Consider the following 19,674-nt stretch of genomic DNA (forward strand, 5'->3'; position numbering starts at 1 on the left):
AGGCGACGTCCCGCGGGAGGGTCCAGCGCAGGAAGTCATGGCGCGGAGTTGAGTCGGCTGGGCCTAGAGTGGAGAGCGATGGCAGATCATCCCCGCGGGCTCTACGAGGTGCTCATCACCCAGGCCGTCGAGGCGCGGCTCGACACGCTGGACAAGCGGCTGCGCGCGCAGCGCGAGGGGCTGCGGGCTGCGGAGGCGGCGGACCGTTTCGCGCTGCACCTGGGGAGGCTGGTGCAGCGGGTGGTGGACGGCGTGTCGGACGACAAGGAGAGGGTCGCGCGTGGCACGGACCTCGCGAGGAGGCTCGTCGCGGAGATCGAGGCAACGTTCCCCAAGGCGGAGATCGGGCCGGAGGCGCCCGTGGGGGAGGGGGAGGTGCTGCGCGCGGTGCTGGGGCGGCTACCGGATGGGTCGGAGGAGGTGATCGAGGCGCCGATGATCCCCCTGCTCGACACGACGCTGCTGACGAACGCGCCAGGAGAGCCGCGGGTGGGTCACCAGCTCCTCAAGGAGGTCCACTCGGCGGATCGCATCGATGTGGTGATGGCCTTCATCCGCTGGAGCGGGATCATGCCGCTCCTCGAGGTGCTGCGGAGGCACTGCGAGGCCGGCAAGGAGCTGCGGGTGCTGACGACGACGTACACCGGCTCGACGGAGGGGAGGGCACTCGAGGCGCTGCTGAAGCTCGGGGCGGAGGTGCTGGTCTCGTACGACACCGGCAAGACCCGGCTTCACGCGAAGGCATGGCTGTTCCACCGGAAGTCTGGTTTCTCGACGGCGTACATCGGGTCGTCGAACCTGACGCACTCCGCGCAGGTGAGCGGTCTCGAATGGAACGTGCGGGTGTCGGGAGTGCGGAACCCGGACGTGGTCGACAAGATCGCGGCGGTGTTCGAGAGCTACTGGAATGGCGGCGACTTCGTGCAGTACGAGGCGGAGGAATTCGCGGCACGGGTGGGGGAGGTCGGCAGCGGCGGACCGGTGGTGATGCTCAGCCCGGTGGAGCTGCGGCCGGAGCCCTTCCAGGAGCGGCTCTTGGAGCAGCTCGCGCTGTCGCGGGAGCAAGGGCACCACCGGAACCTCCTGGTGTCGGCGACGGGGACCGGGAAGACGGTAATGGCTGCAGTGGATTATGCGCGGTTGCGGGGGCAGCTCCCGAGGGCGCGGCTCCTGTTCGTGGCCCACCGGGAGGAGATCCTGGACCAGTGCCTGGCGACGTTTCGCCACGCCTTGCGGGATCATGCGTTCGGTGAGCCGTGGGTGGGCGGGAAACGGCCGCGGCGGTTCGAGCATGTGTTCGCGTCGATCCAGAGCCTGACGACGGCGGGGCTCGCGGATCTTCCGCCCGACCATTTCGACGTGGTGATCGTGGACGAGTTTCACCACGCGGCAGCGAAGTCCTACCAGGCCCTCCTGGAGCACGTGCGCCCGGCGGAGCTGCTGGGAATGACGGCAACGCCGGAGCGAAGCGACGGGCTGCCGCTGCTGGGGTGGTTCGAGGGGCGCATCGCGGCAGAGCTGCGGCTCTGGGACGCGATCGATCAGCAGAGCCTCGCGCCCTTCGTCTACTACGGCATCCACGACGGGCTGGATCTGCGCAACGTGCCCTTCCGGCGGGGGCGCGGGTACGACGTGGAGGAGCTGTCGAACCTGATTACGGGAGACCACGTGTGGGCGAGGCAGGTGCTGGCGCGCCTTGTCGAGAAAGCCGAGGACCCGCGGCGGATGCGGGTCCTCGGGTTCTGCGTGAGTGTGGCGCACGCGCGGTTCATGGCCCGGGTGTTCCAAGATGCCGGGGTTGCTGCGACGGCAGTGTGGGGGGACAGCCCGGCGGAAGCGCGGCGGGCGGCACTCGCAGATCTGAGCGAGGGCCGGGTGAAGGTGGTGTTCTCCGTCGACCTCTTCAACGAGGGCGTTGACCTGCCCGTGGTCGATACGCTGCTGCTCCTGAGGCCAACGGACAGCCCGACGCTGTTCCTGCAGCAGCTCGGACGGGGGCTGCGGCGGAGCCCTGGGAAGACCGTGTGCACCGTCCTCGATTTCGTGGGGCTCCACCGAGCGGAGTTCAGGTTCGATCGGCGCTTCAGAGCGTTGCTCGGCGGGAGCCGGAAAGGGCTCGAGGCGCAGATTGAGGGCGGCTTCCCGTTCCTCCCCGCGGGCTGTCACATGGAGCTGGACGCGGTGGCGGCGGAGCGGGTGCTTGAGAGCATCCGGAAGGCAGTGCCGGAGCGGTGGTCCGAGAAGGCGACTGAGCTGCGCCAGCTCACGAAGGAAGGCGCGGCGGTAGGGCTGCAGCGGTTTCTCGACGAGACCGGGATGGAGCTCGAGGATGTGTACGGAGGGCAGAAGAGCTGGTCGGACCTGTGTGGCGCGGCGGGAGTCGCGCTGAAGTCAGCCGGACCTTCGGAGGCTATCCTGCGGCGGGCGTGCGGGAGGCTGCTCCACGTGGACGACCTGGAGCGCATTGCCGGATATCGCCGGTTGCTTGCGCAAGAAGTGCCGCCAGACCTGGCGACGATGCCGGTGAGGGAGCAGCGACTCCTGCGGATGCTGGTGGCGTCGATGGTGGACTCGGCGCTCGACAAGAGTGCGAGGCTCTCCGAGGGATGTACGCTTCTCTGGGGGCACCCGCAGGTGCGGGCAGAGCTTCTGGAACTGCTGGAGGCGCTGGCAGGGCGGGTGGACCATCTGCATCATCCGCTCTCGACACATGCCGATGTGCCGCTGATGGTGCATGCACGGTACTCGCGCATCGAGATCCTGGGTGCATTCGGGATTGGAGAAGGCGCGAGCCGTGGGACGCCCGCGAAGGTCGCTCCGTGGCAGACAGGGGTGTACTGGGCGAAAGAGGCGCGCGCCGATCTGATGGCGTTCACGCTCGACAAGACGAGCGGGCAGTTCTCTCCGACGACGCGCTACCGCGATTACGCGATCAGTCGGGACCTGATCCACTGGGAAAGTCAGTCAGTGGTGCGAGAGGACGGGGAGACCGGACAGCGCTATCAGCACCACCGGGCGCGAGGGAGCGCTGTGCTGCTGTTCGCGCGGCTGCGGAGCGATGACCGGGCGTTCTGGTTCCTCGGGCCTGCGCAGTATGTGCGGCACCAGGGCGAGCTGCCGATGGCGGTGACGTGGCGGCTCGACCACCCGCTGCCGGGAGACCTCTTCACATCCTTTGCGGCTGCGGTGGCGTGACGCTGCCGCGCGGCGCGGTTCCCATCCCTGCCATTCTTTCCTCTCAGGCAAAGGCTTCGTGCCGCATCGCGCGTTGTCTCTGGGCCGGGGTGCCGTTACGAAGCACCGTCAAGAAGAGGACCGGTGATGATGCACGATGTCGTGAGCGCGATCCGCGCAACGTGGGTGACGACACTTTGCTCCAGCATCCTGGGCATCCTGTCGTGTGCGGCGCCGGCCGCCGCCCCTCGGCAGCCAGAGAAGGCGCAGCCGGCAGCAGCCCAGCCAGAGAGACGCGCCGAGGCGGAGGAAGGGAAGCCCGCCACGATGAAGGCGGTGCGCATCCATGCCTTCGGCGACGTGAGCGTGCTGCAGCAGGAAGAGGTTCCGCGGCCCGCGCCGCAGGAGGGAGAGATGCTCGTCCGTGTCATCGCGGCGGGGGTCAACCCGGTCGACGCGAAGTCGCGCGAGGGCTACCTGAAGCAGTCCATGGGGGACCGGCTGCCCTTCGTGCTGGGTCTGGACGTGGCGGGGGTGGTGGAGCAGGTGGGGACGGGGGTGACGCGGTTCCGGAAGGGCGACGCGATCTATGCCTTCCTGGACCGGACGCGCGGGGGAGGGTACGCGGAGTACGCGATCGTGAAGGAGGGCGAGGCGGCGCCCAAGCCGTCGACGCTGTCGTTCCGCGAGGCCGCCGCGGTGCCGCTGGCGGGGCTCACGGCGTGGCAGGGGCTCTTCGAGACGGCCTCGCTGGCGAAGGGGCAGACGGTGCTCATCCAGGGGGGCTCGGGAGGCGTCGGGGTGTACGCTATCCAGCTCGCGAAGGAGCGGGAGGCGCGGGTGGTGGCGACGGCCTCCACGCGCAACCAGGAGCTGCTCCGGGAGCTGGGGGCCGACCAGGCCATCGACTACACGAAGACGAAGTTCGAGGACGTCGTGCGGAACGTCGACGTGGTGCTCGACAACGTGGGCGGTGACACGACGACGCGGTCGCTCGACGTGATCCGAAAAGGGGGCTTCCTGGCCACCTTGCTGGTGGCGCCGGAGGCGGCGGCGCTGTCGCAGCGGGGGATCCAGGGAGCGCGGGTGCAGGCCTACCCGGACGCGGCGACGCTTGCGAAGATGACGGAGTTGATCGATGCCCGCAAGGTGCGTCCGCTGGTCTCGGAGGCGCTGCCGCTCGCCGAGGTGCGCAAGGCACACGAGATGATCGCCTCGCGGCACACGCGCGGGAAGATCGTGCTGGTCGTGGCCGACGAGCCCTAGCGGGCCAGCAGGACGCCTCATGCAGCAGCGCACGCAGTGGACGATCGGGGCCCGGATCCGGGCGAGCCTGTTCGGGGTCGAGCCACTCGGCCCCGCGGAAGCGAGGAGCATCCCCTGGGCCGCTGCGGTGGTCGGGATCGTGCTGGGGACGTGGTACTTCATCCGGCCGGTGCGCGACGAGATCGCGTCACGGCAGGGGGTGGTCCTGTCTGCGCTCACCACGGCGACGTTCGTGGTGATGCTGGTGGCGATGCCGCTCTACGCGGCGATCGTGAAGCGGTCGACGCCGAGGCGGCTCCTGCCCGGCGTGTACGGGGTGTTCGCGCTCATGCTGGTCGCCTTCTGGGCGGCCTTGACCCAGGCACCCGCCGGGATGGTGGTGTGGGTCGAGCGGGCGTTCTTCGTGTGGGCGAGCGTGTTCAGCGTCTTTGCCGTCTCGGTGTTCTGGGGGTTGATGGCCGACGTGTTCACGGAGGGACAGGGCAAGCGCTTCTTCGGGGCCGTGGCCGCCGGGGGGAGCCTGGGAGGGGTCCTGGGCTCCGCGGCGGCCTCGCTGGTGCTGTCGCCGCCAGCGTCGCTCCCCTGGTTGAAGGTGTCGCCCACGGGGATGCTCCTCATCGCGGCGTTCACGCTGCTGCTGTCGGTGCTGGGGCTGCGCGGCATCCACGCCGCACCCGAAGAGTCCAGCGCGGATGCGGAGGTGAAGGGGCGCGCCCTGCCCGTGGACGAGGAGCGGATCGAAGGGACCATCTGGGCGTCCCTGGCAGCTCCGTTCCGATCGCCGTACCTGCTCGGGGTCTGCGGCTATCTGTTCCTGTACACGGTGACGTCGACGTTCCTCTACTTCCAGCAGACGTCGATCGTGGGTCAAGCGATCGCCGACAAGGCGCAGCGCGCCGCGATCTTCGCGCAGACCGATCTCGTCGTGAATGTGGTGACCTTCGTCGCGCAGCTCTTCCTGGCCTCGCGCGCGATGATGAGGCTCGGGGTGGGGGTGACGCTGTGCATCGTGCCGGTGCTGACGCTGCTGGGCTTCGTCGGGCTGACGATGGCGCCGGTGCTGTGGCTGGTGATGGGGTTCCAGATCGTGCGGCGTATCGCCAACTTCGCGCTCGCCCGCCCCGCGCGCGAGGTGCTCTTCACCGTGGTCTCGCGGGAGGACAAGTACAAGGCGAAGGCCTTCATCGACACAGTCATCTACCGCGCCGGGGATACCGTCAGCGGGTGGCTCTACGCCGGGCTCGACGTGTTCGGCCTGGGGCTCGCGTTGCTGGCAGGCGTCGCCGCAGGCATCTCGGCAGCGTGGGTGGTGGTGGCGGGGCTCCTCGGACGAAGCCACGAGCGGATGGTTGCGCGCGCGGCCCCTCGGGTGCGGATGGTTGCGCGCGCGGCCCCTCGGGTGTCGCACTCCGCAAGCTCTGGCGCTCCCGGCTGACGACAGCATGTGGCGGTCACGAGGCCTCGGGATGCCTCAGAGGCCGGTCGGTGATCCTGCTCCTTGAACACTGGGGCTGGTCTCGGCCGGCACGGCAATCTCGGCCTGCTGCGGCTCCTGGACGATGGTGAGGATCGGCCGGGCATGAGCCAGCGAGGGGGCGAAGAGGGACGGCTGCTCGGGATCGTCGAAGACGGCGATGAAATCCTCGGGAGCCAGGGCGCGTGCGAGGCGTGCGGCGAAGGTCTCGCGGAGGAGGCGGGCGTAATAGTCCACGTCGTAGTCCCGCGGGTCACAGGCAGCGCGTGCGCTGGCGGAAGTGGACGCACCGACCGCGGACTCGGGCTCGCCCTCTGCGGCCTCCGGGTCGGGCAGGAGGCCAGCGCGTCCCCCCGTGGCGCGGTACACGCGTACCCGCTCGCCGATCTCCCAGCGGGTGCGCCCGCTCGCGAGCACCGCCTCGTAGGGCAGCTCGCGGCGCCGCGCCCGGGTGGCCAGGTACTGCGCGGAGGGTTTGGTCAGCCTGACCCGGGCCGTGACGTCCCGGGTCGGGATTTCCCGGCGGCGCAGTGCCGTCACGGAGGCGACGTAGGCTTCGCGCACACCGGGAATGTCCCCGGCGAGGAGGCAGCGCAGCGCACGGCGCAGGAAGTCCTCGCCGAAGGGCTCGGCGCGGCTCGATCGAAAGGCGACACCGCGCAGCACCAGCGGGCCCTCGTACGGCTGCAAGGCGTAGTTCTTGGGCTCGTGCGAGAGCATGGCGGCGTAGCGTCCCTCGAACTCGAGCTGCACGCGCGAGGGCAGGAGCGCCCCCACCTCGGCGACCACGCGCCGCTCGTCGGGCTCGCCCCAGCCCTCGGGTACCGCGAAGTACACACCGTCGGTGTCGGCTTCGAGCAAGGTGACGCCGCGGGCGGCGAGCTCGCGGCAGAGGAGGCCGAGGACCTCGCGCCCGCGCCGGGTGACCTCGTTTGCTGCGTGCACGTCGGAGAAGCGGGTGAGGCCGACGGCGCCCAGGTAGCCGTAGGCGGAGTTGACGACGATCTTCATCGCGGCGGAGAGGGCCTCGTTCGTGTGCCGCTCGGGTGAGCCAGGTGGCGCGGCCCGAGCCCTGCTTTTGGCAGCGAGGCGCTGGTCGACGAGGCGCTCGACGAGGGCGAGGAGCGCGCCGAGCCGGTCCCGCTTCGGCCCGATCCGGTACTGGCGCATGAGCGAGGGGTAGAGGCTCGCCACGTCCGCCTTGACCACCCTCCGCGCCACGCCTGTCGCGAAGAGGTGGAGAGCCGCGCCGCTGTGGGAGGTGCCATCGCCAGGCTCGTGCGCGGGCAGGGCGGCCCCGGCGCGGAGGTAGGCGCGCACGAGGAGCGGGTCGAGCACGCCGGTCGCCGGTCCCGCGTCGGCGAGTCGCTCGTAACGGCGCGGAGCCATGCGGGCGAGCGCGAAGGCCGCGCCACCGAGGAGGTGGGCGAGGCCCGCGGCTTCCTTGACGTCGTCGCAGGCGTAGCGGCGCACGCGTTCCGGATCGGTGCGAAAGACCTGGTGGACGCGGGCGCCCGTGATCAGCTCGCGATCCGGCCCGGCCAGCCCGAAGTGCCGCGCCACGGCCTTGAGGCCATGGCCAGGCAGGTCACGCGCCGAGAAATCGTGGCGCATCACCGCGTCCATGGTGTCGATCAGCTCGCGCCCCGGCACGGTGTAGCGGCTGCGGCGCTGCCGGTCGGGCGAACGCCATGCCCCTTCCTGCCCGGGCGCTTCGCGCGTACCAGGTGCACCGCGCGCACCGGGCGACGCATTCCCGGTGTCCCCGAGCGAGGCTCCCCGCGCGGAAGGGCGCTGCCTGAGCCCGGGAGCGCCAGCGCGGCCCAGGGCGAGCGGGACACCAAGTCGCTGGGCGCGGCGCGCCAGGAAGGGGAGGTCGAAGCCGTGCAGGTTGTGGTTCTCGATGACGTCCGGATCCAGGGCCCGGATCCTGTCGACGAGGCGCTGGAGGAGGTCGGCCTCCACGTCGTCGTCACCGTCTTTGCCCTGGATCTCCAGGACCTCCGTGTGGCCGTCGGGAGCCCGCAGCGCGACGAGGAAGATGCGATCGCGATCGGGATCGAGGCCGGTGGTCTCCAGATCGAACTGCAGCCGGTGCAAGGCATCGAACCCGAGGCCGCGGAAGTACGTGCGGCCCGAGGCGATGAGGTACTGCTCCTCCGGCGGCATGACGAGCACGGCCTCCGCGGGCAGGTCGCGCAGGTGGTTCTGGGTCCGGCCGAGGCGCCTCGACGCTCCCTGGAGCACGGCCGTGGAGAGGGCGCGGCCGTCGTCGGCACGCACCAGGAACCGGAGTGCGCCCGGGCCTTCCAGCTCCTCGTACGTCACCCGGTGAGGCGCCGGCCCATCCCGCTCCGGCCTCAGCCTCCCGCCGAGGTGCGCGAGGTCCTCGAGCGAGGCGAGGAGCAGCCAGGGCCGGAACCGGACGTCTTCACGGACCAGCGCGCCCGTATCCGGGAGACGTCGCCAGATGAAGGCACGCCCGTCGGGCTCGGCCCACACCGACACGATGCCCGGCGTGGGATCCCAGCCCCAGAGCCACTCGTCCTCCATCGTGCTCACGTCCCCATGTCTCACATACCACCGCAGCCGTCCTGTACCGTCGCGACGGTGCGCCGTCCGCGACTCTGACCCTGGCACCTGTCACCAGCATGTCAGGTTTCTGGTCGCCTCGTCGCGTCGTTCGCCACCCCGACCGCTCCCGCATCGTCACCGCGTCAACGCCACGACGTAGTCCAGGAACGCCCGCACCTTGGCCGAGGGCAGGTTGCGAGAGCGGTGGTACGCATAGAGCGGAAACGTCTCCTCAGCCCAGTCCGGCAAGAGCTGCACGAGCCGGCCGTCGGCGAGCATCTCCCGCACGAAGGATTCGAGCGGCTGGGCGATGCCGCATCCCCCCAGGCAGGCCCCGATCAGGCTGGTCGAATCGTTGACCATGAGCCGCCCTGACACCGTCACCGGCACCACCTCGTCGCCGCGGTGGAACTCCCACGCGAAATGACGCCCGGTCGCAGGATCGCGGATCAGGAGGCACTCGTGGCCGTCGTCGACGAGATCCCGGGGGTGCCTGGGGGCACCACGTTTGGCGATGTACTCGGGAGAAGCGCAGGTCAAGACGCGCGACTGCAGCAGCAGGCGACAGGTGAGGCTCGACGGCTCTGGCTCACCGAACCGCACCGCCACGTCGATCCCGTCGGCGTCTAGGTCCCCCATCCGATCGCGCACCAGGAGGTCCAGGGACAGCTCGGGGTGCGCTTCGAGGAACCCGCCGATGCGCTGGGAGACGATGTAGTGGCCGAACGACGCATCGACGTTCACGCTCAGCCGTCCCCGCACGGCGGCCGAGGACCTCGACGCGCGCGTGGCGGCATCCTCCATGCCGGCGAGGAGCGGCGCGACATCCTCGTAGAACCGGCGCCCCTCCTCCGTGAGGCTCACGGCCCGCGCCGTGCGGTGGAAGAGGCGCACGCCGAGCCGCTGTTCCATGCGTGCCACCGCGCGGCTCACCCCCGACTGGGTCATGCTGAGGGCCTCTGCGGCGCGCACGAAGTTGCCGGCTTCCACGACGGCCACCAGGACCCCGATCCCGTTCAGCAGGCGGGGATCAAACGTCGGCATGACTCTCCGTCACGGTAAGACTGACTCCTAGGCGGTGGCGCGAGGGTCGGTCAAGGTCCTAGAGTGCAGCGCAGGTGGGCTCCTGCTCGCGCTGCCGGGAGGCCGAGGCAAGGGCCCGCGCGACGTGACGCGACCAGAGAAGGCATTCGAGGCGCCTTCCCGTTGGCGCGCGGCTGCAATGACGGCCTCGCGTCTCCGCGCCCATCACCAATGCACGATACGAGGAGGAATCACATGAGCGGCATTCAGGGAAAGCGCATTGCAATCACCGGAGCGAGCAGCGGCATCGGCGAGGCGGCTGCCAGGCTCCTGGCCGAGAAAGGCGCGCACGTCATCCTCGGCGCCCGTCGCACCGACAGGCTCGAGACGATCGTGGCCGAGATCCGGAGCAAAGGTGGCAAGGCGGATCATCACCCGCTCGACGTCACGAAGCGCGACGACGCCATGGCCTTCGTCCGCTTCGCCGTGGAGCGTGCCGGGCGTCTCGATGTGCTCATCAACAACGCCGGGATCATGCCCCTCTCGTTCCTTGAGCAGGACAAGGTGGACGAGTGGGATCGCACGATCGACGTCAACATCAAAGGCATCCTCTACGGGATCTCGGCGGCATTGCCCGTGATGAAGAAGCAGGGGTCGGGGCAGTTCATCAACCTCGCCTCTGTCGGCGGGCTCGCCGTCGTCCCCACCGCCGCCGTCTACTGCGCGTCGAAGTTCGCAGTGCGGGCCATCTCGGAGGGGCTGCGCCAGGAAGTGGGGCGCGACATCCGGGTCACCATCATCACGCCTGGAGCCGTCGAGTCCGAGCTTGCAGAGAGCATCTCCGACCCGGGAATGAAGGAAAAAGTCATCAAGGACTACCGGCAGGACCTCCTCCCCGCTGCCGCGATCGCACGGGCGATTGTCTTTGCCGTCGAGCAGCCAGACGACGTCGATGTGAACGAGATCGTCGTGCGTCCGACCGCCCAGGGCTACTGAGCAAGTCGGGAAGTGCGAACGCCGCGACCCAGCAGCGCAACCCGAGCGGGTGAGCGGAGAGAGGACCGCGGTGTCCGCCGGGAGCGCCTGGTCGAGGGGCTGAACACACGGTTCAGTGCGCTTGCGTAGGACAGAGAGCGGACCCACCTTGGGTGCGAAAGAGGCTCTGAAAGCCGAGGCGAAGGACATCTTCGTCGTCGCCCTGGGACGGACTTCTTTCTTGCCACTTACAGAGGGTATGTGGTTGAACTACCCTCTTTCTCAGGCGCATCAGGTTCCTCGATCTGCTGTGTTCAGCCCGCGCCCCGCAGACACAGCGCTCCACATGTTGCCTTGAAGACCAAGTCGATGAACTCGCTCCATCCGGGCGAGCCCCAGAAGAACGACCCCGAATTGCCCGCCCTCCCGCGGCGCCGCATCGTGCTGCGCCCGGCGCAGGAGCAAGCGAACCTCGACGCTACGCCCGCGCAGACCAGCGACTCCCTCAGCGCTCCTCCTGCCTCGCGGGTGCGCCCTGCCCGCGCGCGGGACCTCGACGCAGACTTCGCGTCGCGCGATGCGACGGACCTGTATCTCGCGGAGCTCTCAGGCAGCCAGCCCTTGACGCGCGATGGTGAGGTCGAGCTGGGGCGCCGCATCGAGGCCGGCGAGAGGGCAGCGCTCGATGCGTGGGTCTACTCTCCTGTGGCCCTGCGCGTGTTCGGCGAGATGGCGGAGGACGTGCAGGTCGGCAGCGTGACCATCCAGGACCTGCTGCTGAACCCCGACGCGGACGATCCCGCCAGCCAGGCGATCCCGGTGCGGCTCGCGCAGCTCCTCCAGCTCGCGCGTTCCCTGAGCAAGGTGTCGGGCCCCATCGTGCCCAGCGCGCTCTCCGACCTGGCCGCGGGCCTGTGCGAGGTCAGGCTCGATCCTTCGGTGGGCGAGCGCATCGACAACGCGCTCCGGGAAGCGGTGGAGGCGGGGGGCGCCGAGGCGAGCGGTGCACGGGCCACGCTGTCCGCGCTGCGCCGCGCCCGCGCCCAGACCGCCAGGGCCAAGGCGGAGCTCGTGCAGGCGAACCTGCGCTTGGTGATGGCCACCGCCCGTCACTACCAGCGTCGGGGCGTGCCGCTGCTCGATCTCGTGCAGGAGGGCAACCTGGGCCTGATGCGCGCGGCCGACAAGTTCGACTACCGCCGCGGCTACCGCTTCAGCACCTACGCCGGGTGGTGGATCAAGCAGGCCATCGAGCGCGCGCTCCTTTATCAGGGCCGCATCGTGAAGATGCCCGTGCACCTCGCCGACAGCCGTCGCAAGGTGCTGCGCTCGCGCAAGGCCCTCTCGCAGGAGAATGCCCGTGAGCCCTCGCCCGAGGAGATCGCGGAGCACAGCGGGCTGCCGCTCGCCAAGGTCAAGGCCGTCCGCGACCTGTCCATGGAGCCCATCAGCCTGGACGCCCCGATCGACGAGGAGGGAGACGCCCGCTACGGCGACTTCCTCGCCAGCGACGGCGCGACCCCGGACGAGGCGCTCACGATGCGGCGCATGATGGAGCAGACCCGCGATCTGCTCGATGGCCTGACGCCCCGGGAGCGCGAGGTGCTGCGCCTCCGCTACGGGCTGGATGGCGAGGCCGACCATACGCTCGAGGAGATCGGGCGCTCGTTCTCGCTGAGCCGTGAGCGCATCCGGCAGATCGAGTCCAAGGCGCTCGAGAAGCTCAGGTCGCGCTCGCGCGACAGACATCTCGCCTCCTACCTGGAAAGCTGAGCGTACCGGACGAGCCCAGGCCGCGCTCTCCTGCCAACTGCCCTCGCCTGCCCTATCGTGAACATCGTGAAAAGAACCGCGACAGTCGGTGCAGTACTGTCACTTTGTGCACCTCCGCGCGTGGCAGATGCACTGAGCGCGTTCTAGCTTTCGCGATCTGCTCATGCGACCACCAAGCGCCGTACGGCGTTCTGAACACCTCACCTTCAAAGCCAACCTGCGCGGCACCCGCCACGGCTGGCTGCGCTTGACCCCCGCGTACTCGGTGCACCTCGTGAGCGAGCTGCTCGCCGAGGCGCCCCCTGATGCGGTCGTGCTCGACCCCTTCTGCGGGACGGGGACCACGGCGCTCGTCTGTGCAGAGCGCGGCATCCGCGCCGAGACCACGGACATCAACCCCTTCCTGCTGTGGCTCTGCGAGGCCAAGGCGCGCGTGTACACGGCGGCAGAGATCGCGGCCGTCCCGCGGTTCGCGGAGCACGTGGCGCGCGCGCTCGGCGACCGCGCGGCGTCCCTTGCCTGGACACCGACCATCCACCGCATCGAGCGGTGGTGGGACGAGTTCACCTTGCAGGCGCTCGGGCGTGGGCTCGCCGCGATCCGCGCCCTCACGCCTGAAGCAGGGCGCGCCGTGAGCGATCTCCTGGTGGTCGCCTTCTGCCGGACGCTCATCGAGCGCGCCCAGGTGAGCTTCGGCCACCAGTCCATGTCCTTCGCCCGCGGCCGTGGCACCGCCCTCGCGGCGGAGCCCGCGGCCGCTGTCGAGGCGATCGTGACCGCCTGGGAGAGGGCCGTCGAGAGCGTGGCGCAGGGGGCGGCGTCGCCGATCCTCATGCCTCCCGTCTCCGTGCTCTGCGACGCCCGCAACCTGCGGCAGAAGCTCCCTGATGACCGCTACGATCTGGTGATCACCTCGCCGCCTTATCCCAACCGGATGAGCTACATCCGAGAGCTGCGCCCCTACATGTTCTGGTTAGGGTACCTGCGCGATGGCCGCGCCGCCGGGGAGCTCGACTGGCAGGCCATTGGCGGCACCTGGGGGTGCGCCACCAGCAACGTGGGAAAGTGGACGCCCGAGGCGGAGACATCGATTCCTTACCCGGAGTTCGACCTGCTGATCGAGCGCATCGCCGCGCGTAGCCCGCTCCTGTCGCGCTACGTCCACAAGTACTTCCACGACATGGTGCTCCACGCCGCGTCGCTCACGGCGGTGCTGAGGCGTGGCGGCAGGGCGCACTACATCGTCGGGAACTCGAAGTTCTACGACGTGCTGGTCCCCGTGGAGTACATCTTCGCCTCCATCTTCGAGGCCGCGGGGCTCACCGAGGTCGAGGTGCGCGCCATCCGCAAGCGCACCTCCAAGCGGGAGCTGTACGAATACGTGGTCTCCGCACGCAAACCAGCCTGACCGTCGAGGAAGACGCTCCGCAACGCACGGCCCGCGGAGCGCCCTGGGTGCCGCGTACGCCGCGCGGATGTTGCGAATTGCGCCACGGGGTCGGGCAGTGCGCGGCGACGCGGCGCTTCCGTGCAGGAGCCAGCCGTCCGCCCCCCCCGGGTCGGGGAGCGGCGCTCTGGGCAGGTCCCTGATTTGGGGCACGCACCACCTAGGCGCCGCCGCCGACCCGGCGTAAATAAGGATGTCCCCATGAACGGCGTGCCTCAGCCCACCCCCGCGACCCCACCCAAACCGGGCTCTGGACACCTTCGCGACGCCTCCGCGCGCTTCGGGGGCGACGAGGCGACCCTGAGGGAGCTACACTGACGCGCCGTGCGAAAGGTGTACTGTCATTCCTGGATCCACGCTGCCTGACCGTCGATGCCGGACGCGATGAAACCAGGAGATGTCCTCGCTGACCGCTTCGAGCTCGAGCGCCTCGGTTCTCCGCTGCAGGGCGGTGCCGGCGTGCTGGCCTCGCTCATGGGCGCGGCGTCGCCCGCGGTGTGGCGCGCGAAGGATCGCCTGAACGGCGAGCCGGTCGCCGTCAAGGTGCTCTCCGATGTGAGCCCCGACGTGCGTGCCCGCTTCGAACGCGACATGTCCGAGCGGTCCGCCCTCGAACACCCTGCGCTCACGCGCTACGTCACCCATGGCGTGACCGACGATGGACGTGGGTACGTGGTCACCGAGTGGCTCGACGGCGTCGACCTGCGCGCGCGGCTCTCGCGGAGTGCGCTCAAGATCTCCGAGGCACTGCTGCTCGTCGAGCGCATCGCCGACGCGCTCGACGACGCGCACACCCGCGGGCTCGTGCACGGCGCCGTGTCTCCCACCAACATCTTCCTGCCGGGCGGCGACGTCGCCTCGGCCAAGCTCCTTGATCTCGGCAGCAGCCGTCGCCTGGCGCCCCCCGTCCTCGCCGGCAACGGCCTCGCCCCGGGCGGCCCGCTCTACCTCGCCCCCGAGCAGGCGCAGGGGGACCCGAACATCGACGCCCGCACCGACGTCTTCTCGCTCGGCAGCGTCCTCTACGAGTGCCTCGCTGGCCGCCCTGCCTTCGACGGCGCCTACGCCCTCGCGGTCGCCGCCAAGGTGGTGCTCGCGAGCCCTCCCTCCGTGCGCCGGCTCCTCGGTGACATTCCCACCCCTGTCGACGCGCTGGTCGGCCAGATGCTGTCCAAGCCCCGCGAAGCCCGCCCCGCGAACGGCGCCGAGCTCCGCAAGCGCATCCGCATCCTGCAAGATCCCATCGACAGCTCTGGCCCCCCGACCCTCACCCCGCCGAGCAGCGTCGAATCCTGGGGCTATCTCGGCGACGCCCTCACCGCTGCGGGCGCGCCGTCCACCCTCCCCAAGCTCATCTGGCTGGTCCTCGTCATGGGCAACGGAGACGCTGCCGGAGCGCCGGCAGTCCCCGAGCGCGTGGCGCAGGCCGTGGGTGCCTTCCAGGCGAACGCGCAGCGGCTTCACGACGGCTCTGTCCTTGTCCGCATCGAGCACGAGCGCGGCGGCACCACCCCCTCGTCCCAGGACGTCGGCGTCCTCGCCTCAGCCTCCTCCGAGGACGACCCTGCCCACGAGCAGCGGCGCCACGGCATGATCCTCGGCATGCTCCGCCGCGCGCGCATGCAGTCTCAAGGCGGCGAGCGCGCCGCCCGCTGCGGCATCGCGGTCCGGGGCGCCATGCAGGGCCGCGCTGCCGCGCTGACCCTCGTCCCTCCGAGCCGCCCTGGCGAGTGGCTCAGCACCGCCGCCATCGACCTCGCCGCGCGCCTCCTCGATCGCGGCATGCGCTCCGGCATGCAGGGCATCATCCTCGACGAGGAGGGCGCTGACCTGATCAACGCCGAGCGGTTCAACCTCGTCACCACCCCTGGCGGTCTCATCGAGCTGCGCGGCGAGTGGACGGCCCAGCCCTCGGTTTGAGCGTCGTGCCGCTTCGGGCGTGACACCCGTCGCTTCCGGAAGCGGTCGACGTCCCTGGCCGCGTGCCTGAGACCTCCCCAGGTCCGGTGCTTCGCGCGCCTCCTGCCTCCGAGTGCCCAGGAACTGGGCCGGATCCACCACTCTGGACCAGGATCCACCCATGCTGCGCGAAGCCGCTGGCCCCGGATCGGCCCTGCACTGCGGCGACAACCTCCACGTCCTCCGCCACGCCATCCCGGAGGCGTCCGTCGACCTCGTCTACCTGGACCCTCCCTTCCAGAGCGGCAGGAGTTACGGCGTCTCCGCCGCCCTCCGCAACCGCAAGACCGGCGCCCGCCCCGTCCATGCCTTCGAGGACACCTGGCGCTGGGGCCCCGACGCCGAGGCGGCCTACCAGGACGTCCTCCAGGCGGGGGGCCCTGCCGCGGGCGCCGTGCGCGCCTTGCGTGGCCTCACTGGCGACACCGACCTCATGGCCTACCTCTGCATGATGGCCCCGCGCCTCGCCGCGCTGCACCGCGCCCTCAAGCCGACCGGATCGCTCTACCTCCACTGCGATCCCTCCGCGAGCCACTACCTCAAGGTCCTCCTCGACGCGATCTTCGGCCCCGCCTGCTTCCGCAACGAAGTCGTCTGGCGCTACCGCCGCTGGCCGGCGACGGCCCGCCACTTCCAGCGCATGCACGACGTGCTCCTCGTCTATGCCCGCTCCCCCTCCGGCGAGCACAAGTTCCGCACCCTCTACGGCTACGAGAAGCTCGCCGACTCCACCCTCAAGACCTTCGGCACCCGCAAGCAGCGCGCCGACTTCTCCGGCGGCCACCGCAAGCCGGGCACCGAGGACACCGAGACCCAGGGACCGCCTCTCTCCGACGTCTGGGAGATCGGCGTCATCGCCGCCATCGGCCGCGAGCGCCTCGGCTACCCCACCCAGAAGCCCGAGGCCCTGCTCGAGCGCGTCCTGCTCGCCAGCAGCGACGAGGGCGACGTCATCCTCGACCCCTTCTGCGGCTCCGGCACCACCCTCGCCGTCGCCCAGCGCCTCGGCCGCCGCTGGATCGGCATCGACGTCAGCCACCTCGCCCTCGGCCTCGTCAAGCACCGCCTCGCCGCCGCCTTCGGCCCCGAGCTCGCGTACACGCTGCATGGCGAGCCCCGCACCCTCGACGAAGCCTGTGCCCTTGCCGCCCGCGACCCGCGCCAGCTCACCTACTGGCTCCTCGGCCGTGTCGGCGCGCGCCCCGTCGATCGCGCCCTCACCCCCGACCCTGCCGTCGACGGCCGCCTCCTCTCCAGCGCCCCCGCATCCCGCGCCTCCTCTCCCGCCCTCTCCCGCTGCGCCGCGCCCCACCAGACGCTCCTCGCTGTCGATCCTGGCGCCCCCACCCCCGAGCGCGTCCGCGCCCTCGCTGCCGCGGTGGACCGCGAGCAAGCCGAGCGCGGCGTCATCCTCGCGCTCCACGCGCCCGGTCGAGACGCCCTCGCGCACGTGGACGCCGCTGGTTCCTTCCCTGGCCTCACCGGACCCGAGCCCCGCCTCCGCATCCTCACCGTCGCCGAGATCCTCGCGGGCGCCCGCGTCGACATGCCCTCCCGGCCGCCCCTCGCCCGGACCCGACCTGCTCCCGCGCGCCCCGCACGTCGCGCCGTGTGACAGGACGCCCCTCCCTGCCTCACCCCGTGACGAAACGCCCCGCGCTGCGTGGCTGAACGCCCCGCGCTGCGTGGCTGAACGCCTCCTCCCACGCCGCTCCGCCTTGACGGATCCCCGATCCTGGCTGATTTGTACTCCAGGCATCATGCAAGAGCACACCAGCGAAGCGGCCAGGAAGAACCCCCTCCTCGAACGGCTGCGCAGCGGCACCCGCGAGCTTCACGACCGCATCGAGGGCGTCGTCCCGCTCCTGCGCCCTGACCTGACCCTCACCGCGTACACCGCCTACCTCGCGCGCATCGCTGGCTACTACCCCCCCATCGAGGCCGCCCTCGCCAGCGCTCCCCCGAGCTTCGTCGAGCACTTCGGCATCGATGAGCGCAAGAAGAGCCACCTCCTCCACCGCGACCTCCTCGCCCTCGGCCTCGACGAGGCCCGCCTCGCTGCCCTCCCCGTGTGCAGCGATCTCCCCGACCTCTCCTCGCCCGACCGCATGATCGGCTGTCTCTACGTCCTCGAAGGCTCCACCCTCGGCTCCCGCGTCCTGCTCCGCACCGTCAAGAACCTCGGCGTCGACGAGGGCTCGGGCGCCGCGTTCCTCGCCGGCTACGGCGCCGACACCGGCCCCATGTGGGTCCGCTATGGCGAGGCCCTCGCCGCCTACGCCTCCCGCGCCGACGCCGCCCTCGTCGTCCGCGGCGCCGAGGACACCTTCACCACCCTGGAGCGCTGGATCGCGACCGCCGAGGCGTGATGCCCGCGCCTCCTCCCGGCGCTTCTCCCGACGCTTCCTCCGACGTTTCTCCCGGCGCTTCCGCCAGCGCTTCTCCCCGCGTCGACCTCCCCGTCGACGCCGCCAGCACCATCGACATCTCCGCCTGCGAGCGCGAGGCCATCCACCTCATCCCCCACATCCAGCCGCACGGCGTCCTCCTCGCCCTCGACCCTGGCAACTTCGCCGTCCTCCAGGTCAGTGCCAGCGTCGAGGCCCACTTCGGCCTCCCTCCTGCGCGCCTCCTCCGCGAGGGCCTCGCCGCCCTCCTCGACGCCTCCGCCCTCGGCCGCCTGCGCGAGCGCCTCGCCTCCAGAGCCCCGGCCGACACCCACGTCCACGCCCTGCTCACCATCGCGGGCGGCGGACCTTACGACATTCTCTGCCACCCGAGCGGCGACGTCCTCGTCCTCGAAATCGAGCCCTTCACCCCTGCTGGCCGACGCCCTCCCGACTTCTACCCCCTCCTTCGCCGCGCCCTTCCTCAGCTCCGCGACGAACCCTCGCTCCCGAGCTTCTGCCAGCGCGTCGTCGAGGAGATCCGCGCCCTCTCTCGTCACGACCGCGTGCTCCTCTACCGCTTCCTCGAAGACGGCAGCGGCGAGGTCCTCGCCGAAGCGCGCATCCCCGAGATGCCCACCTACCTCGGCCAGCGCTTCCCTGCGAGCGACGTCCCCCGCCAGGCCCGCGCCCTCTACGCCAGGAGCCCCGTCCGCCTCATCGTCGACGGCCGCTACGCCCCTTCGCCCCTCGTCCCCGAGCGCGACCCCCGCACCGGCGAGTTCCTCGACCTGAGCTACGCCCACCTCCGCGGCGTCTCCGCCTTGCATGTCGAGTACCTCGCCAACATGGACGTCCGCGGCTCCATGTCCCTGGCCATCGTCCGCGGCGACACGCTCTGGGGCCTCATCGCCTGCCACCACCGCGCCCCCTGGGCCCTCCCCTACGAGACCCGCGCCGCCTGCAGCTTCGTCGCCTCCATGGTCTCCTCCCAGATCACCGAGCAGGAGAGCCGCGACGACGCCGAGGAGCGCGCCCGCATGCATGCCGCGCACGCCGCCCTCATCCCCCGCTTCACCCCCGAGGGCCGCCTCCCCACGCTCGATCCTGGCGAGCCCGATCCCACCGCGCTCCTCCCGTGCGGCGGCGTCGCGGTGATCTGCGGCGACGTCTGCCAGCGCTTCGGAGACACCCCCGAGGAGCCCGAGATCCGCGCCCTCGCCCGCTTCATCGCCGCCGAGCCCCGTCCCGACCCCGCGAACGCCTCCGGTATCGCCGCCTTCTACGCCACCCACGCCCTCTCGGCCGTGTGGCCCCCTGCCGCGTCCCTCCAGCACGTCGCCGCGGGCGTCCTCGCCATCCTCCTCGACGACACCGCCGACCACTGCGTCCTCTGGTTTCGCCCCGAGCTGGTGCAGACCATCTCCTGGGCTGGCGACCCGAGCGCCCTGGCGAAGCGCAGCCCCGACGGCGTGCGCATCAGCCCGCGCCAGTCCTTCGACATGTGGAAGCAGACCGTACGCGGCCAGTCGGCCCCTTTCCGCCAGGTCGACATCGACGCCGCCCGGGGCCTGCGCCGCGCCCTCTACCGCGGCTGAGCACTGTACCACCCCGAAACGACG

12 protein-coding genes are annotated in these 19,674 nt (G+C 70.5%); 10 read left to right on the forward strand and 2 right to left on the reverse strand.

Features of this window, described 5'->3' with window-relative positions; translation table 11 throughout:
- Window positions 1–78 precede the first annotated feature (78 nt).
- From CAP_RS04345 to CAP_RS04355, 3 genes are all read left to right on the forward strand, one after another.
- Window positions 79–3,195 (forward strand): DUF3427 domain-containing protein, encoded by a 3,117-nt coding sequence (locus CAP_RS04345; protein ID WP_044236291.1) that lies wholly within the window; start codon window positions 79–81, stop codon window positions 3,193–3,195.
- Window positions 3,196–3,321: 126 nt separating this feature from the next.
- Window positions 3,322–4,440, forward strand: a complete 1,119-nt coding sequence (locus CAP_RS04350) for an NADP-dependent oxidoreductase (RefSeq protein ID WP_197041000.1) — start codon at window positions 3,322–3,324, stop codon at window positions 4,438–4,440.
- A 19-nt stretch (window positions 4,441–4,459) separates the two neighbouring features.
- Complete coding sequence (locus tag CAP_RS04355) at window positions 4,460–5,875, forward strand: NTP/NDP exchange transporter (RefSeq protein ID WP_052374128.1); 1,416 nt, start codon at window positions 4,460–4,462, stop codon at window positions 5,873–5,875.
- Between the two features lie 36 nt (window positions 5,876–5,911).
- On the opposite strand, the gene CAP_RS04360 is transcribed toward CAP_RS04355, so the two are convergent.
- Both CAP_RS04360 and CAP_RS04365 read right to left on the reverse strand, forming a co-directional pair.
- The gene (locus CAP_RS04360; protein WP_044236293.1) at window positions 5,912–8,467 is read right to left on the reverse strand and encodes a DNA polymerase domain-containing protein; all 2,556 of its coding nucleotides are present in this window, start codon (window positions 8,465–8,467) and stop codon (window positions 5,912–5,914) included.
- A 156-nt stretch (window positions 8,468–8,623) separates the two neighbouring features.
- A complete protein-coding gene (locus CAP_RS04365) occupies window positions 8,624–9,532 on the reverse strand; it encodes a LysR family transcriptional regulator (protein WP_044236294.1) in 909 nt (302 codons plus the stop codon).
- A gap of 234 nt (window positions 9,533–9,766) precedes the next feature.
- Here CAP_RS04365 and CAP_RS04370 point away from each other — a divergent pair, with 234 nt between their 5' ends.
- The 7 genes from CAP_RS04370 to CAP_RS04400 all read left to right on the forward strand — a co-directional run bounded on the left by CAP_RS04370 (window position 9,767) and on the right by CAP_RS04400 (window position 19,650).
- Window positions 9,767–10,507 (forward strand): SDR family oxidoreductase, encoded by a 741-nt coding sequence (locus tag CAP_RS04370; RefSeq protein WP_044236296.1) that lies wholly within the window; start codon window positions 9,767–9,769, stop codon window positions 10,505–10,507.
- 348 nt (window positions 10,508–10,855) lie between these two features.
- A complete protein-coding gene (locus CAP_RS04375) occupies window positions 10,856–12,259 on the forward strand; it encodes an RNA polymerase sigma factor RpoD/SigA (protein ID WP_081864552.1) in 1,404 nt (467 codons plus the stop codon).
- A gap of 274 nt (window positions 12,260–12,533) precedes the next feature.
- Entirely contained in the window at window positions 12,534–13,667 is a 1,134-nt protein-coding gene (locus CAP_RS04380; protein WP_197041001.1) for a TRM11 family methyltransferase, read from the forward strand.
- Window positions 13,668–14,090: 423 nt separating this feature from the next.
- Window positions 14,091–15,626, forward strand: coding sequence for a serine/threonine-protein kinase (locus CAP_RS04385; protein WP_197041002.1), 1,536 nt, complete (start codon window positions 14,091–14,093; stop codon window positions 15,624–15,626).
- A gap of 160 nt (window positions 15,627–15,786) precedes the next feature.
- Window positions 15,787–17,280: a DNA-methyltransferase gene (locus CAP_RS04390; protein ID WP_052374130.1), complete on the forward strand. Its 1,494-nt coding sequence runs from the start codon at window positions 15,787–15,789 to the stop codon at window positions 17,278–17,280.
- Window positions 17,281–17,425: 145 nt separating this feature from the next.
- Window positions 17,426–18,034 carry a biliverdin-producing heme oxygenase gene (locus CAP_RS51890; protein ID WP_044236300.1) on the forward strand — a complete coding sequence of 203 codons (609 nt, stop codon included), beginning with the start codon at window positions 17,426–17,428 and terminating at the stop codon, window positions 18,032–18,034.
- Complete coding sequence (locus tag CAP_RS04400) at window positions 18,034–19,650, forward strand: GAF domain-containing protein (protein ID WP_044236301.1); 1,617 nt, start codon at window positions 18,034–18,036, stop codon at window positions 19,648–19,650. The genes CAP_RS51890 and CAP_RS04400 overlap by 1 nt, the downstream gene beginning before the upstream one ends.
- The last annotated feature ends 24 nt before the right edge of the window (window positions 19,651–19,674 follow it).

It is taken from the genome of Chondromyces apiculatus DSM 436, from assembly GCF_000601485.1.
GTDB classification, from domain to species: Bacteria; Myxococcota_A; Polyangia; order Polyangiales; family Polyangiaceae; genus Chondromyces; species Chondromyces apiculatus.